16 protein-coding genes are annotated in these 19,019 nt (G+C 71.4%); 10 read left to right on the top strand and 6 right to left on the bottom strand.

Annotated features, from left to right (window positions below):
* Window positions 1-111: 111 nt before the first annotated feature.
* Both ALLO2_RS07685 and ALLO2_RS07680 read right to left on the bottom strand, forming a co-directional pair.
* The gene (locus ALLO2_RS07685) at window positions 112-2,190 is read right to left on the bottom strand and encodes a DUF2142 domain-containing protein (protein WP_232234960.1); all 2,079 of its coding nucleotides are present in this window, start codon (window positions 2,188-2,190) and stop codon (window positions 112-114) included.
* 504 nt (window positions 2,191-2,694) lie between these two features.
* Entirely contained in the window at window positions 2,695-3,369 is a 675-nt protein-coding gene (locus tag ALLO2_RS07680) for a DapH/DapD/GlmU-related protein (RefSeq protein ID WP_011435182.1), read from the bottom strand.
* A gap of 212 nt (window positions 3,370-3,581) precedes the next feature.
* On the opposite strand from ALLO2_RS07680, the gene ALLO2_RS07675 reads away from it, so the two are divergent.
* The 10 genes from ALLO2_RS07675 to ALLO2_RS07630 all read left to right on the top strand — a co-directional run bounded on the left by ALLO2_RS07675 (window position 3,582) and on the right by ALLO2_RS07630 (window position 14,635).
* Entirely contained in the window at window positions 3,582-4,565 is a 984-nt protein-coding gene (locus tag ALLO2_RS07675) for a glycosyltransferase family 2 protein (protein WP_035730845.1), read from the top strand.
* Between the two features lie 5 nt (window positions 4,566-4,570).
* A complete protein-coding gene (locus tag ALLO2_RS07670) occupies window positions 4,571-5,764 on the top strand; it encodes a glycosyltransferase family 4 protein (protein ID WP_011435184.1) in 1,194 nt (397 codons plus the stop codon).
* A gap of 151 nt (window positions 5,765-5,915) precedes the next feature.
* On the top strand, window positions 5,916-6,629 hold the full coding sequence (locus tag ALLO2_RS07665; protein WP_011435185.1) for a class I SAM-dependent methyltransferase: 714 nt from the start codon (window positions 5,916-5,918) through the stop codon (window positions 6,627-6,629).
* Window positions 6,630-6,632: 3 nt separating this feature from the next.
* Window positions 6,633-6,908 (top strand): hypothetical protein, encoded by a 276-nt coding sequence (locus ALLO2_RS07660; RefSeq protein ID WP_011435186.1) that lies wholly within the window; start codon window positions 6,633-6,635, stop codon window positions 6,906-6,908.
* Between the two features lie 81 nt (window positions 6,909-6,989).
* Window positions 6,990-8,405: a glycosyltransferase family 1 protein gene (locus tag ALLO2_RS07655; protein ID WP_035730756.1), complete on the top strand. Its 1,416-nt coding sequence runs from the start codon at window positions 6,990-6,992 to the stop codon at window positions 8,403-8,405.
* Window positions 8,406-8,487: 82 nt separating this feature from the next.
* On the top strand, window positions 8,488-9,618 hold the full coding sequence (locus tag ALLO2_RS07650; protein ID WP_011435188.1) for a glycosyltransferase family 1 protein: 1,131 nt from the start codon (window positions 8,488-8,490) through the stop codon (window positions 9,616-9,618).
* Between the two features lie 136 nt (window positions 9,619-9,754).
* Entirely contained in the window at window positions 9,755-10,675 is a 921-nt protein-coding gene (locus ALLO2_RS07645; RefSeq protein WP_198030961.1) for a glycosyltransferase family 2 protein, read from the top strand.
* Between the two features lie 205 nt (window positions 10,676-10,880).
* Window positions 10,881-11,954: a sugar phosphate nucleotidyltransferase gene (locus ALLO2_RS07640; RefSeq protein ID WP_011435190.1), complete on the top strand. Its 1,074-nt coding sequence runs from the start codon at window positions 10,881-10,883 to the stop codon at window positions 11,952-11,954.
* 175 nt (window positions 11,955-12,129) lie between these two features.
* Window positions 12,130-13,386, top strand: coding sequence for a DNA polymerase III subunit beta (gene dnaN, locus ALLO2_RS07635; protein WP_035730754.1), 1,257 nt, complete (start codon window positions 12,130-12,132; stop codon window positions 13,384-13,386).
* A gap of 364 nt (window positions 13,387-13,750) precedes the next feature.
* Window positions 13,751-14,635 (top strand): alkaline phosphatase family protein, encoded by an 885-nt coding sequence (locus ALLO2_RS07630; protein WP_023839902.1) that lies wholly within the window; start codon window positions 13,751-13,753, stop codon window positions 14,633-14,635.
* 98 nt (window positions 14,636-14,733) lie between these two features.
* On the opposite strand, the gene ALLO2_RS07625 is transcribed toward ALLO2_RS07630, so the two are convergent.
* The 4 genes from ALLO2_RS07625 to ALLO2_RS07610 all read right to left on the bottom strand — a co-directional run bounded on the left by ALLO2_RS07625 (window position 14,734) and on the right by ALLO2_RS07610 (window position 18,812).
* On the bottom strand, window positions 14,734-15,540 hold the full coding sequence (locus tag ALLO2_RS07625; RefSeq protein WP_023839903.1) for a DUF3105 domain-containing protein: 807 nt from the start codon (window positions 15,538-15,540) through the stop codon (window positions 14,734-14,736).
* Between the two features lie 160 nt (window positions 15,541-15,700).
* Window positions 15,701-17,029 (bottom strand): coenzyme F420-0:L-glutamate ligase, encoded by a 1,329-nt coding sequence (locus ALLO2_RS07620; RefSeq protein ID WP_051874968.1) that lies wholly within the window; start codon window positions 17,027-17,029, stop codon window positions 15,701-15,703.
* The gene (gene cofD / locus ALLO2_RS07615) at window positions 17,022-18,041 is read right to left on the bottom strand and encodes a 2-phospho-L-lactate transferase (protein WP_035730752.1); all 1,020 of its coding nucleotides are present in this window, start codon (window positions 18,039-18,041) and stop codon (window positions 17,022-17,024) included. Before cofD ends, ALLO2_RS07620 begins: the two co-directional genes overlap by 8 nt.
* A 162-nt stretch (window positions 18,042-18,203) precedes the next feature.
* Window positions 18,204-18,812 carry a TetR/AcrR family transcriptional regulator gene (locus ALLO2_RS07610; protein WP_035730749.1) on the bottom strand — a complete coding sequence of 203 codons (609 nt, stop codon included), beginning with the start codon at window positions 18,810-18,812 and terminating at the stop codon, window positions 18,204-18,206.
* Window positions 18,813-19,019 lie beyond the last annotated feature (207 nt).

The raw sequence follows: 19,019 nt of genomic DNA, 5'->3' as shown, positions 1-19,019 counted from the left end.
GCCGCCGTGGCCGGTTGCGCCTTGTCCGAGGCCCAGGATTCAGTGTTACTCTCCGTGAGAGAACGCGCACGATGGTCGGATGGTTTCCGGTTCCTTGTCGGCGATGCCGGATCAGGGGGAGCGCGGATGCCCCGCGGCGGAGGGGCCCTGGCCGGTGGGCTCCGGACTCGTGCCGGCCGCCGGGCCCGAGCCGGTGACCGCCTTCGAGCCGGTGGTGGCATCCGGCGCGCCGGCGGTCCGCGGCCGTTTCGGCGGCAGGTGCGACGGATACGGCGCGAGGGGTGGAGCCGGCCGCTGTCCCGTCGATGGCGACCGTCCCCTGGACGAGGACGGAGGCTGAGCGGGGGCCCCGCCGGCGGAGCGGGTGGCCGGACCGCCGGTGACAAGGACCCCGATGCAGCAGGCCAGGGCTGCCACGGCGAGGACGCACACCGCGCCGGCAAGCCACGTCAGGGCGCCCTGCGGCCATGGGGCCCACGCCACCATCGCGTCCCACGCGTCGCTGAGGTCGCCGCCCGTGGGTCGCCAGAAGTGCGGAAACACCATCGAGATCGCCCAGGCCTGCAGGGTGGTCGCGCCGGCCAGGAAGAGCAGCGGCATGATCCGGGAGAGATAACGGCCGGTCGCCGCCGCACCCATCCCGACCCCGATCGCCAGCGACGCCAGGCCCGCGTACAGGTAGCGGCCGGAGATCCCGCTGACGTGGAAGTACCTGTCGAAGTTCTTCGCGGACTGCAGGGTCATCAGGCCGAACAGCGCCCAGGTGGGCCAGAGCAGGAACAGCAGGTCCACCCGGATGCGTCCGGTCCGGGCCCGGATGAGGGCGAGGGCGAAGAAGACGATGACGACGGCGGTGCCCGTGCGCACCGGGACCGTCGTCAGGTTGACCTCGAACCATCCGAAGGATCCCCACCAGCGCAGGATCGTCCCGTTGATCAGCAGCTCGGTGTAGGCACCCCAGTCGTCGCCCAGATACTGGCCGAGCGGGAATCCCGGCGTCTCCGGTTGGAAGGTGCCGTAGCGGACGATGTTGACGATCCACCACCAGCCGCCGAGCGCGATCGCCAGCGCGCCGCCAAGCAGCAGCTGGCGCCAGGGCACGCGAAGCGCGGAGGCGGGTGGTCCCGCGGGTCCGGCCTCGGCGAGCAGGAAGGGCTCCGTCCCGGTGGGGTGAGGGCCCGTTGTGCGGGGGCCGGTTGTGCGGGGGCCGGCGGGGTAAGGGGTGGCCGGGTAAGGGGCGATGGCGGCTGGTCCGGTTACTGCCACGGCGACCGCTGGTCCCCGCGCCCACGCAGCCCGGGCGTCGCGTCGGGCCCGGCCCCAGGCGACGAGGTAGGCCAGCGCCGCCATGGGAACCAGCGTGATCGCCAGTGACTTCGTCATCAGGGCGAGGCCGACGAAGACCCCCGTCCAGGTCGCGGTGCGCAGGGAGGTGTCCCCGCGCAGCACGTAGACGATCGAGACCGTGGCCAGGCCGCTGGTCAGAACCAGCAGGTTGTCGTTGTTGACGCTGGATCCGATGTGGGTGAGCTGGGGGATCCCGAGCGGTACCAGGGCGGCACAGATCCCCGCCACCCGGCTGCCACCGCTGAGCCGGTTCGCCCCGGCCCAGGCGAGCAACGGCAACGGCGCGACCATTGCCACGCTGATCAGGCGCAGGATCCCGATGATCTCGTCCCAGCGCAGGTGGTCGCCACCGCCGGGGACGGCCTTGAGAATCATGGCGTCAACCCAGTAGTACAGCGGGGGATGCTGCACGAGCTGCTGGATGCTACCCTCCGGCGCCGGCGTCCGGTCCAACTCCTCCCAGCTGGGACGATCGTGGCGGGGGNCGGCGTCGGCCGCGGNGAACGGGCCGGCGGACAGGTCGCGGGGCCGCTCCTCGGATCCGTAGGGGGCAGCCATGATCGCCCCCACGCCGCCCTGCGTCACGATCGCATGGCCCGGATGCGGCCAGCCCTTGCCCTCGACGAGCCGCATCACAGCGTCCACGTGGTTTGGTTCGTCGGGCGCATGGTATTGCGGCATCATCACCGACCAGCCGGCCAGCAGCGCGGTGAAGAGCAGGGTGATCACCCAGATGGCCGCGGGGATGGTGCGGAGAATCCCCCACGGCCGGAAGCGCGTCCCCATCGGGAACACGTCTCCGCCGGCCTCGGCGTCGGCGCGGGCCGTTGCGGTCGAATCCACAGAGTCACCCACGAGTGGCAGAGTCCCATCGGACGAAGGTGGAGTCATGCTACGGACCCCCGATTCCCCGTCGACATCATGGGTGCCCTTCTCCCGTCAGCCCTGGTCGCGCACGGTGGTGAGGGTGCTCCCGGGCGGGTGTCCAGACCGTTGTCGCGGTGTTCCCGGACCGTCAGTGTTCCCGGACCATCAACGTCGCAGCCCGCAACCATCATCCTGACCGCCCGAGGGCCGGTTCACCGTCATTGAATCGGGAGGTCGATACGGATGTCCTCGGCTATCCGGCTGCGAAGTCCGCCGGATAGCAGGACCTGTCGGATAGCAGGATCTGTCGGATTTCGGCGAGGCGAAGATTCCGGTTTAGGCGTGGCCGCGGAGGTGTCCGCGTGGCACGCGGACAGCCGAGGCCGCCTTTGACGTCCGACTGCCCCCGACGTCCGGCTTCCCACCCTGGCGTCCGAGGTCCGAGGTCCGGCGTCCGGAGCGCGTGATCCGGACGCCGGATCAGCGCCAGGAGTCGATGTGGCCGACGATCTTCGCGGGGGATCCGGCGGCGACGGCTTTGGGCGGCACGTCCCGGGTCACCACCGAGCCCGCGGCGACGACGGCGCTCTCGCCGATCGTCACGCCCTTGAGCACGATGGCCCCCGCGCCGATCCAGGCCCGGTCCTCCAGCACGATCGGTCCGCTCATCGGCTGCTCCACGCCGTCGACGACCATCGGGTGAAAGTCGTTGTCGAGTAGCTGGGTGTCCCACGAGACGTTGCAGCAGGCGCCGATCGAGACGCGTTCGCGCACGAGGATCTTGGCGAACCCGTTGATGTTCGCCCCGGGGCCGAGTTCCAGCACGCCCGAGTCGACGACGATCCGCACGCCCCGCTGCAGCGACACGACACCTTCGCAGCGCAGGCGGCCCTCGGGATGCACCCGGATGATCGAGGTATCGCGTCGGGTCGACAGCCCGAACGCGCCGAGCCCCACCCGCAGCGCCGCGCCCTCGGCGAACTCGATGCGCTCCCGGCCTTCGATCACGGTGGGGGAACCGGTCCAGATCGGTTGCCTGTATGCGAGCGGGTAACGCAGCCCGGCCACGAACGAGCGGGCCGAGGTCTCCTGCGCCGCCCGCAGCGAACGAACGTGCCGCACATACTCCCGCAGATCACTTTTGAACGCACCCACGGAGCAACAGTAGGCGCTGCCCAGGTGGCCGGACCGCCCGGCTGTCGGCTCGCCGGGTCGGGCGTGCCACCCTAGAGTCGTGCGCGAGCCCTCGACGGAGCGTGCACCACCGCCACGGACCGGCGATCGGAGCGGGAACGACGACGTCGGACCGCCAGGACGCCGGCCCGGGACGCCGCTGGGCCGGAACGACGACCGGGAGCCACACCGACGTGAGTGTCAGCGCCATCCACCGACCTGAACATCCGCAGGCCGGCACCCCAGTGCAGGCGGCTTCCGGGGACGGCGTCGCCGCCGTCGGTCCGGACGCCCCCTACGTGACCATCGTGCTGCCCTGCTACAACGAGCAGGACCATGTGCTGCTCGAACTCGAGCGCATCACCGCCGCGATGGACGCGAGCGGTTACTCCTACGAGGTCCTGGCGATCGACGACAAGTCGACCGACAACACGCTCGCGGTGCTGCGCGAGGTGGCCCCGCGGTTTCCGCGCATGCGGGTGATGCCGTTCCGCCGCAACGGTGGTTCCGGCACGGCCCGCCGGATCGGGACCCAGGAGGCCCGCGGCAAGATCGTCGTCTGGACCGACGCGGACATGACGTACCCGAACGAGCGCATCCCGGAGTTCGTCCGTTACCTGGACGACAACCTCGACGTCGACCAGGTCGTCGGGGCGCGCCGCACCGAGGAGGGCACTCACAAGTGGGCCCGGGTGCCGGCGAAANGGTTCATCCGGATGATCGCCCAGCGGCTGTCCGGCATGAAGATTCCCGACCTCAACTCCGGGCTTCGCGCCTTCCGCCGGGACGTCTCCCTGCCCTATCTGCGGCTGCTGCCCCCCGGTTTCTCCTGCGTCACCACGATCACGATGTCCTTCCTGTCGAACCAGCATCCGGTGGATTACATCCCGATCGATTACGCAAAACGGTCCGGAACGTCGAAGTTCCATCCCTTCCGGGACGCGCGGCGTTACATCCTTCAGGTGCTGCGGATGGTGATGTACTTCGATCCGATCAAGGTTCTCATGCCGGTCGCCCTGTGGATCATGGGCTTGGGTTTCGTCAAGCTGATCGTGGACCTGATCCGCTACGACTTCCACGTGGCGACGTCAACGCTGCTGGCGATTCTGGTCGGCTTCCAGATCGTCGTGCTGGCGTTGATCGGCGATCTGGTGGCCCGCTCGCGCAGCGACACCTGACCGGCGTGCGCATCGCGATCGTCGGTCCGACCCATCCCTACAAGGGGGGGATCGCGCAGCACACCACCGAGCTCGCGCACCGGCTGTCGGCGCGGGGCCACGAGGTGGCGGTCGAGTCCTGGTCGGCGCAGTACCCCGCGCGGCTCTATCCCGGCGTGCAGCGCGTCACCGAGCCCGAGATGGAGCCGTTCGAGGTCACCCGCTACCCGTTGTCGTGGCGCCGGCCGGACGGATGGATCCGGCTCGGCAGGCGCCTGCGGCGGCAGGCCGACGCGGTGATCCTGGTCGTCGTCACTCCCGTGCAGGCCCCGGCGTACCTGGGCGTCCTCGGCGCACTGCGGGCCCGGGGGCCGCGCGGCCGGGGCACGGCTTCCGGGCGAGCGGGTTCCGGGGGTGCGGACCCCGGGGGTGCGGGTCCCACGGTCGTCGCGCTCTGCCACAACGTCCTGCCACACGAGCGCCGGGCCGTGGACGAACCGCTGACCAGTGCGGTGCTGCGCCGGTCGTCGGCTGTTCTCGTCCACACGCCGGCCCAGGCGGAGCTCGCCGCGCGCCTCACCCCTGCTCCGGTCCTGGTGGCCGAGATGGCCACGCACCTGTGGTCCTCGGCTCTGTCGTCCTCGCCGCCCGGGCCGGTGGCCGGCCGCGGTGGGCCATCCGCCGACGTCACCCGGCGCAACCTGCTGTTCTTCGGGCTGGTGCGGCCGTACAAGGGACTGGACGTCCTGCTGCGGGCGTTGGCCCGCGGGCCGGCGGACGTCCGTCTCACCGTCGCCGGCGAGTTCTGGGGCGGGACGGGGGAGATCGCCCGGCTGGTCGAGGAGCTCGGCCTGGCCACCCGGGTGGACCTGCGGTCGGGCTATGTCGACGCGGCGGAGGTGCCCGCGCTGTTCGCTGGTGCCGACGCCCTGGTGCTTCCCTACCGGGCCGGAACGGCGTCGCAGAACGTCGGTCTCGCGCACCTGCACGGCGTGCCGGTCGTGGCGACCACGGTGGGAACGCTCGCCACCACGGTCCGCGATGGGGTGGACGGTCTACTCGTGCCGCCCGACGACGCGGAGGCGCTGGCGGTGGCGCTGCGGCGGCTCTACGAGCCCGGCGTGCTCGCCGGTTTGCGCTCGAAGGTCATACCGCCGGACGTTGACGGGGCGTGGGAGCGTTACCTTGATGTGACGTTGGGCGCGCTTGGGCGCACATGAGCCGTGGCGCATACGCGAGTCACGGCCCATCCATGGGTCACGGCCCATCCATGGGTCACGGCCCACGGGTGAATCGTGGACTCGGAAGGCGGAGTGGAATGAGCAAGGCGGACCGGATCGGCGGGGCTGACTGGACGGGCGGGGCCGACCTGTGAGCCCGGTGCGGGACGACGCCCTCGCCTTCGTGGGCCATCAGGTACATGTCATGCGCCGCCGGGAGGTCGGCACCCTGCTGTCGTGGGCGGGAGAACTGGCCGGGCGCACCCTGCTCGATGTGGCCGGCGGTGACGGCTACTGGGCCGGCCAGGCCGTCCGTCGCGGGGCTCGGGCGGTGTGCCTCGACCTCGCCCGGCACAAGCTGCAGTTCGGTCGCCGGCTGCGCGGGCATCCCGGGCTCGTCGAGGGGGACGCCTTGGCGCTGCCGTTCGCCGCGGCCACGTTCGACGTCGTCATGTCGGTCTGCGCCATCGAGCACTTCGACGATGGTCCGGCCGCGCTTGCCGAGATGGCGCGGGTGCTGCGTCCGGGTGGCGACCTGGTGATGTCCGCCGACGCCCTCACCCGGGCGGCGTCCTGGCCGGACCTGTTCGACCGGCACCGCGAGCGCTACCACGTCAGGCACACCTATTCCGGCGACCATCTCGCCAAGCTGCTCGATGATGTCGGGCTTGAGGTCATCCGGCAGACGTACATGTTCCGCAGCGAACGCGCCGAGCGGCTCTACCTGACTTTGTCCGCCAAGGGCGGCAGGACGGGATGGAACGCCGCGGCCGTGCTCTCGCCGGCCGTCGCCCTGTCGGACCGGCGGGCTCCCGACACCGCGGGCAGCGTCGTACTCACCCACGCCCGCAGACGGGAGGGCTGAACGATGGCGCCCGCCGGCCGGTCGGCAGGCCCGGGCCCCGGCCGTGAACCGCGCCGGCAGCCGGAGCACGACCCGCGGACGGGCCCGCCGGCGCCCCCCACCTCCCTGCGCAACCAGCGCATCCTCGCCGCCGTCCTGACAGTGCTGCTGTTCGGGCTGATCGTGGCCGGGACGGGTGCCGGGTTCGCGCTCTTCGGCCATCGGGGCTGGGGATACCTGGTCGGCGGGATCTCCTGCGTCGTGATGGTACTCGCGGCTCTGCGCGCCCGCGGCCGCTGACCCGCTGACCCGCCGGCCCCGGCTGTCCGGGGACCGGGCCGGCTGTCCGGGGACGGAGGAGGCAGGGGCAGACTGTGACCCGTGCGTGTGGGTTTCCTTGTCGAGCAGCTGCTCGCGCCGGTTCCCGGCGGGACCGGGCGCTACTCCGCCGAACTCGCGGCGGCGCTCGCCCGCACCGCCGCTCCCGAGGATCGGGTGACCGGGTGGTGTGCCGGGCGCCGAGAGGTCGGTCCGGCCGTGCTGCCCGGCGTCCTCGGTCCGTTCCGGCTCGGTCTGCCTCGCCGCGCACTCGCCGTGGCCTGGGCGCGTGGCGTGGGTCCGGCTCCGACGGGGGTAGACGTCATTCACGCTCCGACCCTGCTGGTGCCACCCGCGGGTGGCACCCGGGGGTTCGTGACCGGTTCGGTGGCGGACGCCCTGCGCGGCCTCGACGACCGGACCGGGTCCCGGCGCGGGCAACGGTCCGGTGGCTCCCGGCGTTCTCCTGGTTATCGGCGTTCTCCTGGTTATCGGTGCTCCCCTGGTTATGTGGACTCATATCCACCTTCCGGACTTTCCGGCGCGCCGCCCCGTCCGTCGCTGGCTTCCTGGGCCTCCGGAACCGTCGCGCCGGCCCTGGGCGATGCCCTGGACCGGCGCCGGCCGCGCCCGAAGCTCGTCGTGACGATCCACGACGCCGTTCCCTGGACGCATCCCGAGACCCTGACCCCGCACGGGGTCCGGTGGCACCGGCTGATGGGCGAACGGGCCGCACGCCACGCCGACGCGATCGTCGTGCCGACGCTCGCGGTGGCGGCCGAGATCGCCCGGCATCTGCCGATCCCCGAAGATCGCCTGCACGCGATCGGGGAGGGAGTCGCCGACGCGGTGGTCCGGGTTCCGCCCGATGCCGACGCCCGCGCCGCGCGGATGGGGCTACCCCCTCCGGGGCGTTATCTACTCACCCTCGCCACGCTCGAACCCCGTAAGGGCCTCGACACCGCGCTCGCGGCGCTGCGACGACCGGACGATCCGGGCCTGCCGTTGGTCCACGTCGGCGCGACCGGTTGGGGTGGGCTGGACGTGCGCGCGGCGGCGGCCAGGCACGGTCTGGGCGCGGACCGGGTGCGCACCCTTGGGCGGCTCAGTGACGAGGATCTCGCCGTGGTCCTGTCCCGTGCGGGCGTATTGCTCGCGCCGAGCCGGTCGGAGGGCTTCGGGCTGCCGGTCGTCGAGGCGATGGCGCACGGTGTGCCGGTCATCGTCTCGGATGCCCCCGCGCTGGTCGAGGTCGGCGGGGACGCCGCCGTGGTGGTCGGGGTGGACGACCCGGCNGCGCTGGGCGCCGCGGTGGCGAAGGTCATGGGCGATCCGGACCTGCGGGGGCGGCTGTCGGAGTCTGGACGTCTCCGTGCCCGGTCATTTACCTGGAAAGGGGCAGCACTGGCGACGTGGGCGCTCTNCCGTCGAGTCAGCGGTTCCCCCGCCGTGTCCGTCGCCGACGACGGGCGGGCGTAGTGTTGCCCCCGTTGAGAAGCAAGCGGTCACCGTGAAGCAAGCGACCACCCCGTCGCGGGTGGCGCGTCAGGGAGGGAGCGCCGTGGGACCCCGGGTGCTCGTCGACGCCACTTCGGTCCCGGCCGACCGTGGTGGCGTAGGGCGTTATGTCGACGGGTTGGTCGCGGCGCTGGGCGCGACCGGCGCGGACATGGCGCTCGTCTGCCAACGGTCGGATGAGGAACGCTACAGCCGGATGGCCCCACACGCCACCGTTCTGTCCGGGCCGGCGGCCATCGCCCACCGGCCCGCGCGGTTGGCCTGGGAACAGACCGGGCTGCCACTGGTCGCCGAACAGGTGAATGCCGATGTCATCCATTCACCGCACTACACGATGCCGTTGCGGGCGCACCAGCCCGTGTGCGTGACGATTCACGATGTCACCTTCTTCACCGAGCCCGACATGCACACCGCGGTGAAGGGCACGTTCTTCCGGTCCGCGATGCGCACCGCGGTGCGCCGGGCGGCCCGGATCATCGTCCCCTCGAAGGCCACCCGGGACGAGTTGGTGCGGGTGCTCGACGGGGAGTCGACGACCACCGACGTCGCCTACCACGGCGTCGACACGTCGACCTTCCATCCGCCGACCGAGGAGGACAAGCGGCGGGTGCGCCGCCGGCTCGGGCTCGGCGACTCGCGCTACGTCGCGTTCCTCGGGATGCTGGAGCCGCGCAAGAACGTGCCGAACCTCATCCGGGGCTGGGCCGAGGCGGTGCACTGGCGGGACGAGCCGCCCGCGCTCGTCCTGGCCGGCGGCTCCGGCTGGGACGACGACGTCGATGCCGCCGTCGCCTCGGTGCCGAGCCACCTGCGGGTGATCCGGCCGGGTTATCTGCGCTTCTCCGACCTGCCGGGCTATCTGGGAGGTTCGTCACTGGTGGCGTATCCCTCGCACGGTGAGGGCTTCGGGCTGCCGGTGCTGGAGGCGATGGCCTGCGGCGCCCCGGTTCTCACCACGCCGCGTCTGTCGCTGCCGGAAGTCGGCGGCGACGCCGTCGCCTACACTCAGCCGGACGCCGGCTCGATCGCCCGGGAGATGGGCGCCCTGCTCGATGACGCCGAGCGGCGCAGGCAACTCGGTGAGGCCGGTCTCGCCCGGGCCCGGGAGTTCACCTGGGCGGCCAGCGCCGAGGCGCATCTCGCGAGCTACGCGCGGGCGGTCGCCGAGCACTGAGGCGCCCGTCGGCCCGGCCCCGGGGCGAGGACCGCCGCAAAGGGCGCGCTACGGTCTCCTCGGTGCACAAGGTGCCGTGCGTCGTCACGGGAATGTGTCGGGCGACCGGTGGTGGGCGAGAACGGGCGGGCGAGACATGGGTGTGGATCCGGAGATCCGGGTCGTCGTCGTGACCTTCCGGTCCGGGGAGGTGATCGGAGCCTTCCTCGACTCGCTGGCGAAGGCGACCACGCGGCCCTACGAGGTCGTCGTGGTGGACAACTCGCCGCACCTCGACGAGGGCACGGCGGCGGCCGCCGAGCGGGCCGAGGTGCGCTTGGTGCGCCCGGGTCGCAACCTCGGCTACGGCACCGCGGTCAACCGTGGTGCCGCCGGAGCCCGCGGGCCCTGGCTGGTGATCTCCAATGCCGACATCTCCTTCGCGCCCGGTGCGGTCGACGAACTGCTTGCCGCGGCCGACCGCTGGCCGGGGGGCGGGGCCTTCGGCCCGGGGATCATCAATCCGGACGGGGCGCTCTACCCCTCGGCCCGGGACCTGCCCTCGCTCGGCCGCGGGGTGGGGCACGCCTTGTTCGGCTGGTGTTGGCCGACGAACCCGTGGACGGCCTCCTATCGGCGGGNGCGGGGNNTCCCCCNGGAGATGACCGCCGGCTGGTTGTCCGGTTCCTGCCAGCTGCTGCGCCGGGAGGCGTTCGAGGCGGTCGGCGGGTTCGACGAGTCCTACTTCATGTTCATGGAGGATGTCGACCTCGGCCGCCGCATCGGCGAGGCGTCCTGGCAGTCGGTGTACGTGCCGTCCGCGGTGGTCGAGCATCTCGGCGGACACTCGACGAAGCGGTCGTCACGGCGGATGGTGCTGGCTCATCACCGCAGCATGTTCCGCTACCTGTCCTGGCAGTACCCCGGCAACGCGCGCGCGCCGCTGCGGCTGCTGCTCGGGGTCGGTCTCGTGGTTCGGCTGCTGCTCGCGCTGATCTTCGCCCGGGACAGCGCGGGGGCGAAGGCGACCCGTTCTGCGGATCTGCTTCCCCGGGGTGGTGCCGCGCGGGGCGCCTGAGCGGACCGCGGCCGGCCGATGGCCGGCAGGCGAGTTGCTGGTAGTCATGGATGTCCTGGATGTCCGAGATATTTGGAATATCCGGGCGGCTTGGTGAACCCCGGTCCGACACAACGTGTCGAAACCATGGCATGCCGTTCGTCGTATGGTCCTGACCCCGATCCGTTTTCAGCGTCCACCGCGTGTTCTGCGACACTGACGCCCCATGGACGCAGTGATGCTTGTCGGCGGTCAGGGGACCCGCCTGCGACCGCTCACGATGTCGGCGCCGAAGCCGATGTTGCCGGTCGCGGGGGTGCCGGTCACCGCGCACATGCTGGCTCGCGCGCGAGACGCGGGAATCGACCGGGTGGTGCTCGCCACCTCGTACCGGGCGGAGGTCTTCGAGGAGTACTTCGGGGACGGCTCGGCGCACGGACTCCAGCTGGAGTACGTCACCGAGACCGAGCCGATGGGCACGGGCGGTGCGATCCGCAACGTGGCCGAGCGGCTCCACGGGGGACCGGGCGATCCGGTCGTGATCTTCAACGGTGACATCCTCGCCGGTCTGGACATCCAGGCCCTCGTCGCGCGGCACACGGGGACCGGCGCGGCGGTCACCCTGCATCTGACCCGGGTGGTGGACCCGCGTGCCTTCGGGGTCGTGCCCGTCGACGACGATGGTCGCGTCACCGCCTTCCTGGAGAAGACCCCGGACCCGCCCACCAATCTGATCAACGCCGGGTGCTACGTGTTCCGGCGGTCCGTCATCGACACGATCCCGACGGGACGACCGGTCTCGGTCGAGCGGGAGACCTTCCCGGGACTGCTGGCCGCCGGCACGGCGGTCATGGGTTACCCGGATGACACCTACTGGCTCGACCTCGGAACTCCCGCGGCGTTCGTGCAGGGCAGTCGCGACCTGGTGACCGGCCGGATGGCGTCGCCGGCGCTGCCGGGGCCGGTCGGGGACTGCCTGGTGCTGCCCGGTGCCGTCGTGGCCGCCGACGCCAAGATCGGTGGCGGGGCGACCGTCGGGGCCGGCGCGTGGGTCGGCGCGGGTGCCGCGATCGACGGTGCGGTGCTGTTCGACGGTGCGGTTGTCGAGGCCGGNGCGGTCGTGCGGGACAGCGTGATCGGTCGGGACGCGGTGATCGGCTCCGGTGTCGCGCTCGACGGGGTGGTCATCGGCGACGGGGTACGGATCGAGCGAGGCAACGAACTACGGTCCGGGGCGCGCGTGTTCCCCGGAGTCGTCCTCTCGGCGGGCGCTGTGCGATTCAGCTCGGACCGCACCTGAGCGCAGCCGACCGGTTGCGGGTGGCGGCGGACCACTGGTAGCGCCGCCGCGTTTCCTCACGACGCGGCGGCTGCGGTCCGTCCGTGCGGAGATCTCGCGGACATCCACGGACGGGGAACAAAAACCGTCCGCTGAATGCGGCGATTCCGCGCCGTGGCCGAGGACAATCGCACTCATGAGGTTCAGCGTGGAACGCGACGCGTTCGCCGACGCGACCGGCTGGGCCGCTCGGCATCTGCCCAACCGGCCGGGCCCGGCCCGGAACGTCCTGACCGGCATCCTGCTCGCCGCGGGCCATGGCTCCCCGGCGTCTCCCGGTTCCGCGGCGGTTCCCCTGCCGTCGGGCTCCGCGGCGTCTCCCGGTTCCGCGGCGCCCCTGGGGGCGGCCACGGCCTCGGTCCTGACGATCTGCGCGTACGACACGGAGGTGGCGGTGCGGGCTCCGGTCGCGGCCTCGGTGGACGAACCGGGGCGGGTGCTGGTGCCCGGCCGGCTCCTCACGGACATCGTGCGCAGCCTGCCCGCGACGACGGTCGACGTCGTGGTCGACGGTGACCGGCTGGTCCTGCGCTGCGGCAGCGTCCGTTTCACCGTGCCGCTGATGGACCCGGGTGAGTACCCGCAGCTCCCTAGCTTTCCCGGACCGATCGGCGAGGTGGACACGCTTGGGTTCGCGTCCGCGGTCGGTCAGGTCGCCCCGGCGGCCGGCCGGGACGAGACCATGCCCGTGCTCACCGCGGTCCGGATGGAGATCTCCGGGCGTGGGCTGGCCCTCGTCGCCACCGACCGGTACCGGCTCGCGGTACGCGGCATACCCTGGCAGCCGACAGTCGACGATCCGTGGGCGCTCGCGCACGTGCCTGCCAAGGTTCTCGCCGAGGTGGCCCGCACGCCGACGTCGGCCTCCCGCATCGTGATTGGTCTGGACCTCGACGATCCGTCCGGCGCCCGGCTCGGCCTCGCCGCCGGCGGCCGGCAGACCATCGTCCGGCTCATCGAAGGGACGTTTCCCAACTACCGCAAGCTCCTGCCCGAGGCGGCCGCGCTCGTCGTCACCGCGCAGACCGCGGCGCTCGCCGCGGCGGTCCGTCGGGTGGCCGTCGTCGCCACCCGCACCGGGCCGCTGCGGTTCACTTTCACCCACAACCAGGTCGTCGCCGAGGCCGGGGACGGTGGTGGCGCACAGGCCAGCGAGACGATTCCGGTCGAGTACGCAGGTCCCGAGCTCTCGGTGCTGTTCAATCCGTCCTACCTGCTGGACGGGCTCGGTGCCGTCGAGGACGATCAGGCGACGATCGGGTTCGTTGACGACGATCCGGTCGAGGCCGCCGCGAAACCCGCGGTGCTCACCGGCAAGGACAGCGGCCGCGGCGCTGTCGACGAGGGCGCCTACCGCTACCTACTGATGCCGATCCGCCACGGCGGGGGCTGAGCCGAGGGCCAGGACCGTTCCTCCTGATCGTCTGGTTCGGCGGTCCAGGGNATGGATCCGGGGTGATGAGCCGGCCCGGCCGCGGCCCTGACGAGGACCGGACAGCCTTGTACCCGGATAGCCGGAGACAGGCCACAGATACGCCGAAGAAACACCGTGGGAAATTCGTCCCGCGGCCTCCGCGCGACCCCGCTCGGGTTACCGATGCGGAGAGAACCCGACATCTCCCGTTCGGGATCCGGCCCCTCCTGTTTCCCCGGTTCTTACCTCTGGTGCACTGACGATGTCCGGTGGAGGCTCTAACCTGATCTGGCTCCACGGTAAGAACTCGTTGTTACTTTTCTGGTTCCTCGGGAGGCCTGCCGTGTCCGTTCTCGCCGGTGTCCGGCGTTCACGTCTCGTGTTGACCGCGTTTGCCGTCGGTCTGATCGTCGCCGTGCTCGTATCCTGGAATATCGCGCCCGCGCGGGCGGCGGCGCTGCCCAGCCCTGACCATGTCGTCGTGGTGGTGTTCGAGAACCATTCCTACTCGCAGATCATCGGTAGTTCCAGCGCCCCTTACATCAACAATACACTGAAAAGTGGTGGCGCCAACCTCACCGCGTCGTACGGCCTGACCCACCCGAGCCAGCCCAACTATCTCGCCCTCTTCTCCGGAGGTACCCAGGGCATCACCAACGACAACTGCTACACGCCGGGGTTCAGTAGCGCCGCCAATCTCGGCTCCGAGCTGATCGCCGCCGGTCGCACCTGGGGAAGCTACAACGAGGGCCTGCCCGCCGAGGGCTCGACGGTGTGCACCAACAGCAGCACCAAGTATGCGCGCAAGCACAATCCATGGTTCGCCTTCAGTAACGTGCCGCTGAACACCGCCCACACCTTCGCCCAGTTCCCGAGCAACTACTCCACGCTGCCCAAGGTCTCGTTCGTCATCCCGAACCTGTGCAACGACATGCACGACTGCTCGGTCTCCACCGGTGACACGTGGCTGAAGAGCAATCTCAGCGCCTACGCGACCTGGGCCCAGACCCACAACAGTCTGCTCATCGTGACCTTCGACGAGGACAACGGCTCCAGCGGCAATCACATCACCACGGTGCTCTACGGAGCGCACGTCACCCCCGGAAGCAGCTCGTCGACGACCTACAACCACTACAACGTGCTACGTACCCTGGAGGACCTGAGTGGACTGACCACCCACGCGGGTAACGCCGGAAGCGCATCGGACATCACCGGTATCTGGAGCTAGCACCGGTATCTGGAGCTAGCCGGGCGGGCCGTGCCCGGGACGGTGCTCGTCCTGGGCGGCCCGCCTCGTCACCGACATCTCCGCCCCGGCCGAGAGGGTTAGGGTGCCGGGGCCGGGGTGGTGGGCGACAGTGACATGGTGCCCGCGCCGGGGATCGGGGAGGCGGCCGCGCCCGGATCCACCAGGGGGCCGTCCGCCGTCACGTTCAGGGTGCCGCCCGCCGCGCCGGACTCCGGCGCGGTCGGTGAGTCCCAGGTGGCCCCGGCGGCGTCCGGGTTCGCATGCTTGGTGACGAAATCCTTGATTACGTCCGCGGAGACCGTCGAGCAGCGCTGGGTGCGGTCCCAGGCGGTCAGGACGAAGTGCTTGTTGTCGACGAAGGTGCTCCGGGGCCAGGGCACACCGATGAACCGCGGCCCGGCGTCCGCCGCGAGCTTGCGCAGCTTGTCGACCTGATCCGTCGGCAGGCTCTTGTCGTACCAGCCGATCACGAAGCCGTGTTCGAGGTTGTGTACGGCCCGTTCCACCGAGATGCCCGAGTTCGGGTTGTAGAAGGGAATGCCGTCGGGCAGGGGGTCGGGGTTGTGGTTACCCGAGGATGGCGGTGACGCCTCGTACGTGACCGCCGTGCTGACGTGCGTCGAGCCGCGGAACGGGTCGTTCGCCGTGCCGGTGCACCCGGCCGCGGTGGCGGCCGCCGAGGCCGGCGCGACGTAGCCGACCTTGCGGGCCTCGTTCTTCGATCTGCTGTCCGCGACGCTGTAGATGATGATGCCGACGAGGAGCGCGACGGCGACGAGCCCCGACGTCCCGTAGATGAGCAGCGCGCGGCGGCGTTCCCTGCGCTTCTGTTCACGGCGCAACTGCTCGAGCCGGGTGTTGCGTTCGACGCTCTTCTTACCCACGGCAACTGATCCTACGAAGTGTTGAACCACGTCGTCCGGGCAGGATGGATCCGACCCGCCGAACACCACCGGACACGCCCTGTTCCGCCACGCCGCACCGTGACCGTGGCGTCCCGGATCATCCCGGAGCCGGGCCACCCGGAAGAGGTCGGCCACGAGGTCAGCGGTGGAGGACGAACGCCGCGGTATCGCGGTCCGGTCGGGCGGGTGCGGGCGCGGCGGCGTGCCCGACCCCGACCGCGCCCATCGGTGTCCAATCGGCCGGCAGGTCGAGCACCCGGGTGACCACCTCCGGGCAGAACAGCGTCGACGACACCCAGCACGACCCCAGACCCTCCGTGGCCAGGGCGACGAGCAGGTTCTGCACCCCGGCCCCGACGGAGACGGTGAACATCCGCTCCTCGGCGGCGGCGCGGCGGGCGTCCGGATAGGGATGCGCGCCGTCGAGGACCATGATCGGAACGATCAGCAGCGGGGCACGCCNCAGCACCTCGCCGCGCCGAAGCCGACGCTCGACGGCCGCCTCGTCGAACCCGTCGCGTCGTAGATCGTCCGCCCAGGCTTCGGCCATCGCGTCGAGCAGCGCGGCGTGCCGCTCGGTCACGATCACGAAACGCCATGGTGTGGTGTGGTGCGGGGCCGGGGCGGTGAGTGCGGCCGCGATCGCCCGGTCGACCGCGGCCGGGTCGACCGGGGCGTCGGAGAAGTCCCGCACGGTGCGCCGGTCGCGCAGCGCCGCCCGGCGCGCCTCGAGGGTGCCGAGGCGGAACATGTCCTCACCAGCGGGACGCAGCAGTGCCCGCCCGCCGGCGCCGTCGTCGGGCAGCCGGCCGTAGCCGCGGACGACTGCCACCGGTGTGGCGCCCAGCTTGCCCTTGACGAGGTCGGCGGCCGCGGCGAGCTCGTCGGCCTCGGCCACCTCGGTCATCCCCAGCTCGTTGCCGTAGCCGTCGAGGTCGCCGACGTGGCTGCGCAGCGCCGCCATGCCGGCCACCCCGACGGCCATGTCGGTCAGGCCGCGCCGCCACGGCCGTCCGGCGGTATCGGTGACGATGACGGCGACATCCACGCCGAGCACGGTGGCCAGGCCCGACCGCAGCCGCCTGGCGCTGGCGTCCGGATCCACCGGGAGCAGGGCGAGGGAGTCCTTGGCGATGTTCGACGCGTCGACCCCCGCGCTGGCGAGGACGAAACCGTGGTGCGTCTCGACGATCCGGGTCGGGCCGCGCCGGGCGACCTCGCGTACCGATTCACTGTCGATCATGGCCTGTCTGGCTTCCTCGCGGTCGCCGGACACCGTGACGAGCCGTCCCTCGGCCTTCGAAACAATCTTTGAGGTGACCGCGACGACATCGCCGTCGGCGAGTGTCGGGCCGTGCGTCCGGACGGCCGAGGCCACCAGGACGGCGAGATCGTCGCCGGGACGGACCTCGCCGATGCCGGTGAGCGGGAACACGCGCAGCGCCCGTTCCGCGCTGCGCTCAGACACCGGCGAGCTCCAGAGCCGCCCGGACGATCGCCACCGTGGCCTTCAGATCGGTCATCAACAGGGGTGTCGCGGCCACGGTCGCGCCGGGAACGGTCGCGCCGGCGTCGGCGGTGTCGACGAGCCAGCCGTCGAGCAGGCCGTCCGCCGTCCCGTCTCCCGGGCGCGGGGCCGTCCCGTGCCCGGTCGTGGCGGGCGCGGTGGCCGGCTCGGCGGNGCGCCCCCNGCCGCCGTAATGCACGCCTACCGCCTGGGCGGAGGTCTCGACGCCGATGGCGGCCAGGCAGGCGTCCGCCATCCCGCGCACGGCCGCGCCGCCGATGATCGGCGACACCCCGACCACCGGCGCCGCGGTCTCGTGCACGGCCGAGCGGATCCCGGGAACGGCGAGGATGGTGCCGATCGAGACGACCGGATTCGACGGGGGGAGCAGTACGACGTCCGCGTCGGCGATGGCGGCCAGGACGCCGGGCGCGGGCCTGGCCTTTTCCGCGTTTACCGGGATGATCGCCTGTGCCGGCACGGCGGCACGCAGCCGCAGCCACCATTCCTGGAAGTGCACCGCGCGCTGGCCGTCGGCGTCCGAGATCACCACGTGGGTCTCGACCCGCTCGTCNGACATCGGCAGCAGCCGTACCCCCGGCTTCCACCGCTCACACAGCGCCCGGACCACGTCCGAGAGGGAGTAGCCGGCGTCGAGCATCCGGGTGCGCACCAGGTGGGTGGCGAGGTCGCGGTCGCCGAGTCCGAACCAGGCCGGCCCGACGCCGTAGGCGGCGAGTTCCTCGGCCACGACGAACGACTCGCCCTCGCGCCCCCAGCCCCGTTCGGCCGAGATCCCGCCGCCCAGGGTGTACATGACGGTGTCGAGATCGGGGCAGATGCGCAGTCCGTGCAACGTGATGTCGTCGCCGGTGTTGCCGATTACCGTCACGTCGGCCTCCGGCAGCGCCGCGAGCACGCCGCGCAGGAACCGGGCGCCACCGATCCCGCCAGCCAGGGCTGTAACTCTCACACCGACCAATCCTGGCACCGCGCCCCGACGGATGGGGCACCGGTGGGCGGTGGTGGATCTCCCGGCCGGGGTGATAGCGGCCACCGCCGGGCCACGGACGGATTTCTCCGGACCGGGGCGGGCGCGCCGGTCGTGTTCCTGACCGAGCCTCGGTCGGGGTTCCTAACCGAGCCTCGGTCGGGCGAACAACGGCGTCATCCATCCGTGGAACTCCGGCTTCGCCGGTATCGGCGTGTCCGTGCAGAAGGCCGAGAGCAGAAAGTGCACGAGATGGCTGGTCGGCCGGGAGGGTGCAGGGTTGGCGAGCCCGCCCTCGATGGTGGCGACCACCGCGTCCGCCGCGAGCTCCCGATCGGGTTCGGGCACGAAGTCGTGCACCGCGGCGAGCGCGAGCCCGTGCAGCCAGTCGTGCAGCCGCTCGTGGTACTCCATGGCCGGCGCGGCGTGCGGGGCGCGTTCGGCGACACAGGGATGCAGCGTGCGGCGCCGCTCGACCGAGTCCAGGGCAAGGAAGAGCTTCGCCGCCGGGTCTCCGGGTAACGCGGCGATCCGGTCGACCTCAACGTCGAGCAGTCGGTTCAGCACCGCCGCGAAGGCGTGGTCCTTCGACCGAAAATACCAGTAGACGGAGCCCGGTTCGATGCCGGCGGAACGGGCGATCTCCGCGATGGACGTCCCGGCGAACCCGCGGGCCAGGAACTGCTCCTCGGCGACGGTGAGCAACGCATCGATCCGTTCCTCGCGGGGAACCTCCTGGCGGTTGCGTGGCACCTGATCAGCGTAACGACTCCCATGGTGGGGCAGGAGAAAATCGATGCCCAGTAGTGGTAGCCCCCGTGCGGTACGCCGGCGCACGCCGGCGCCGTCCCGACGCCGGCATGATCGGAATCGTGTCCCGGTGTCGGTGGGTGCACTCCGGCCGGGCTCGGGTAGCGGGGTCCGGTGGACGTCTCGGGCGGATGTGTCCTGCTCACCGTC

The sequence above is a fragment of the Frankia sp. Allo2 genome (assembly GCF_000733325.1).
Lineage (GTDB): Bacteria > Actinomycetota > Actinomycetes > Frankiales > Frankiaceae > Frankia > Frankia casuarinae.
Note: the sequence above shows the minus strand (reverse complement) of the source record. Positions and strands in the feature narration are given on the sequence as shown.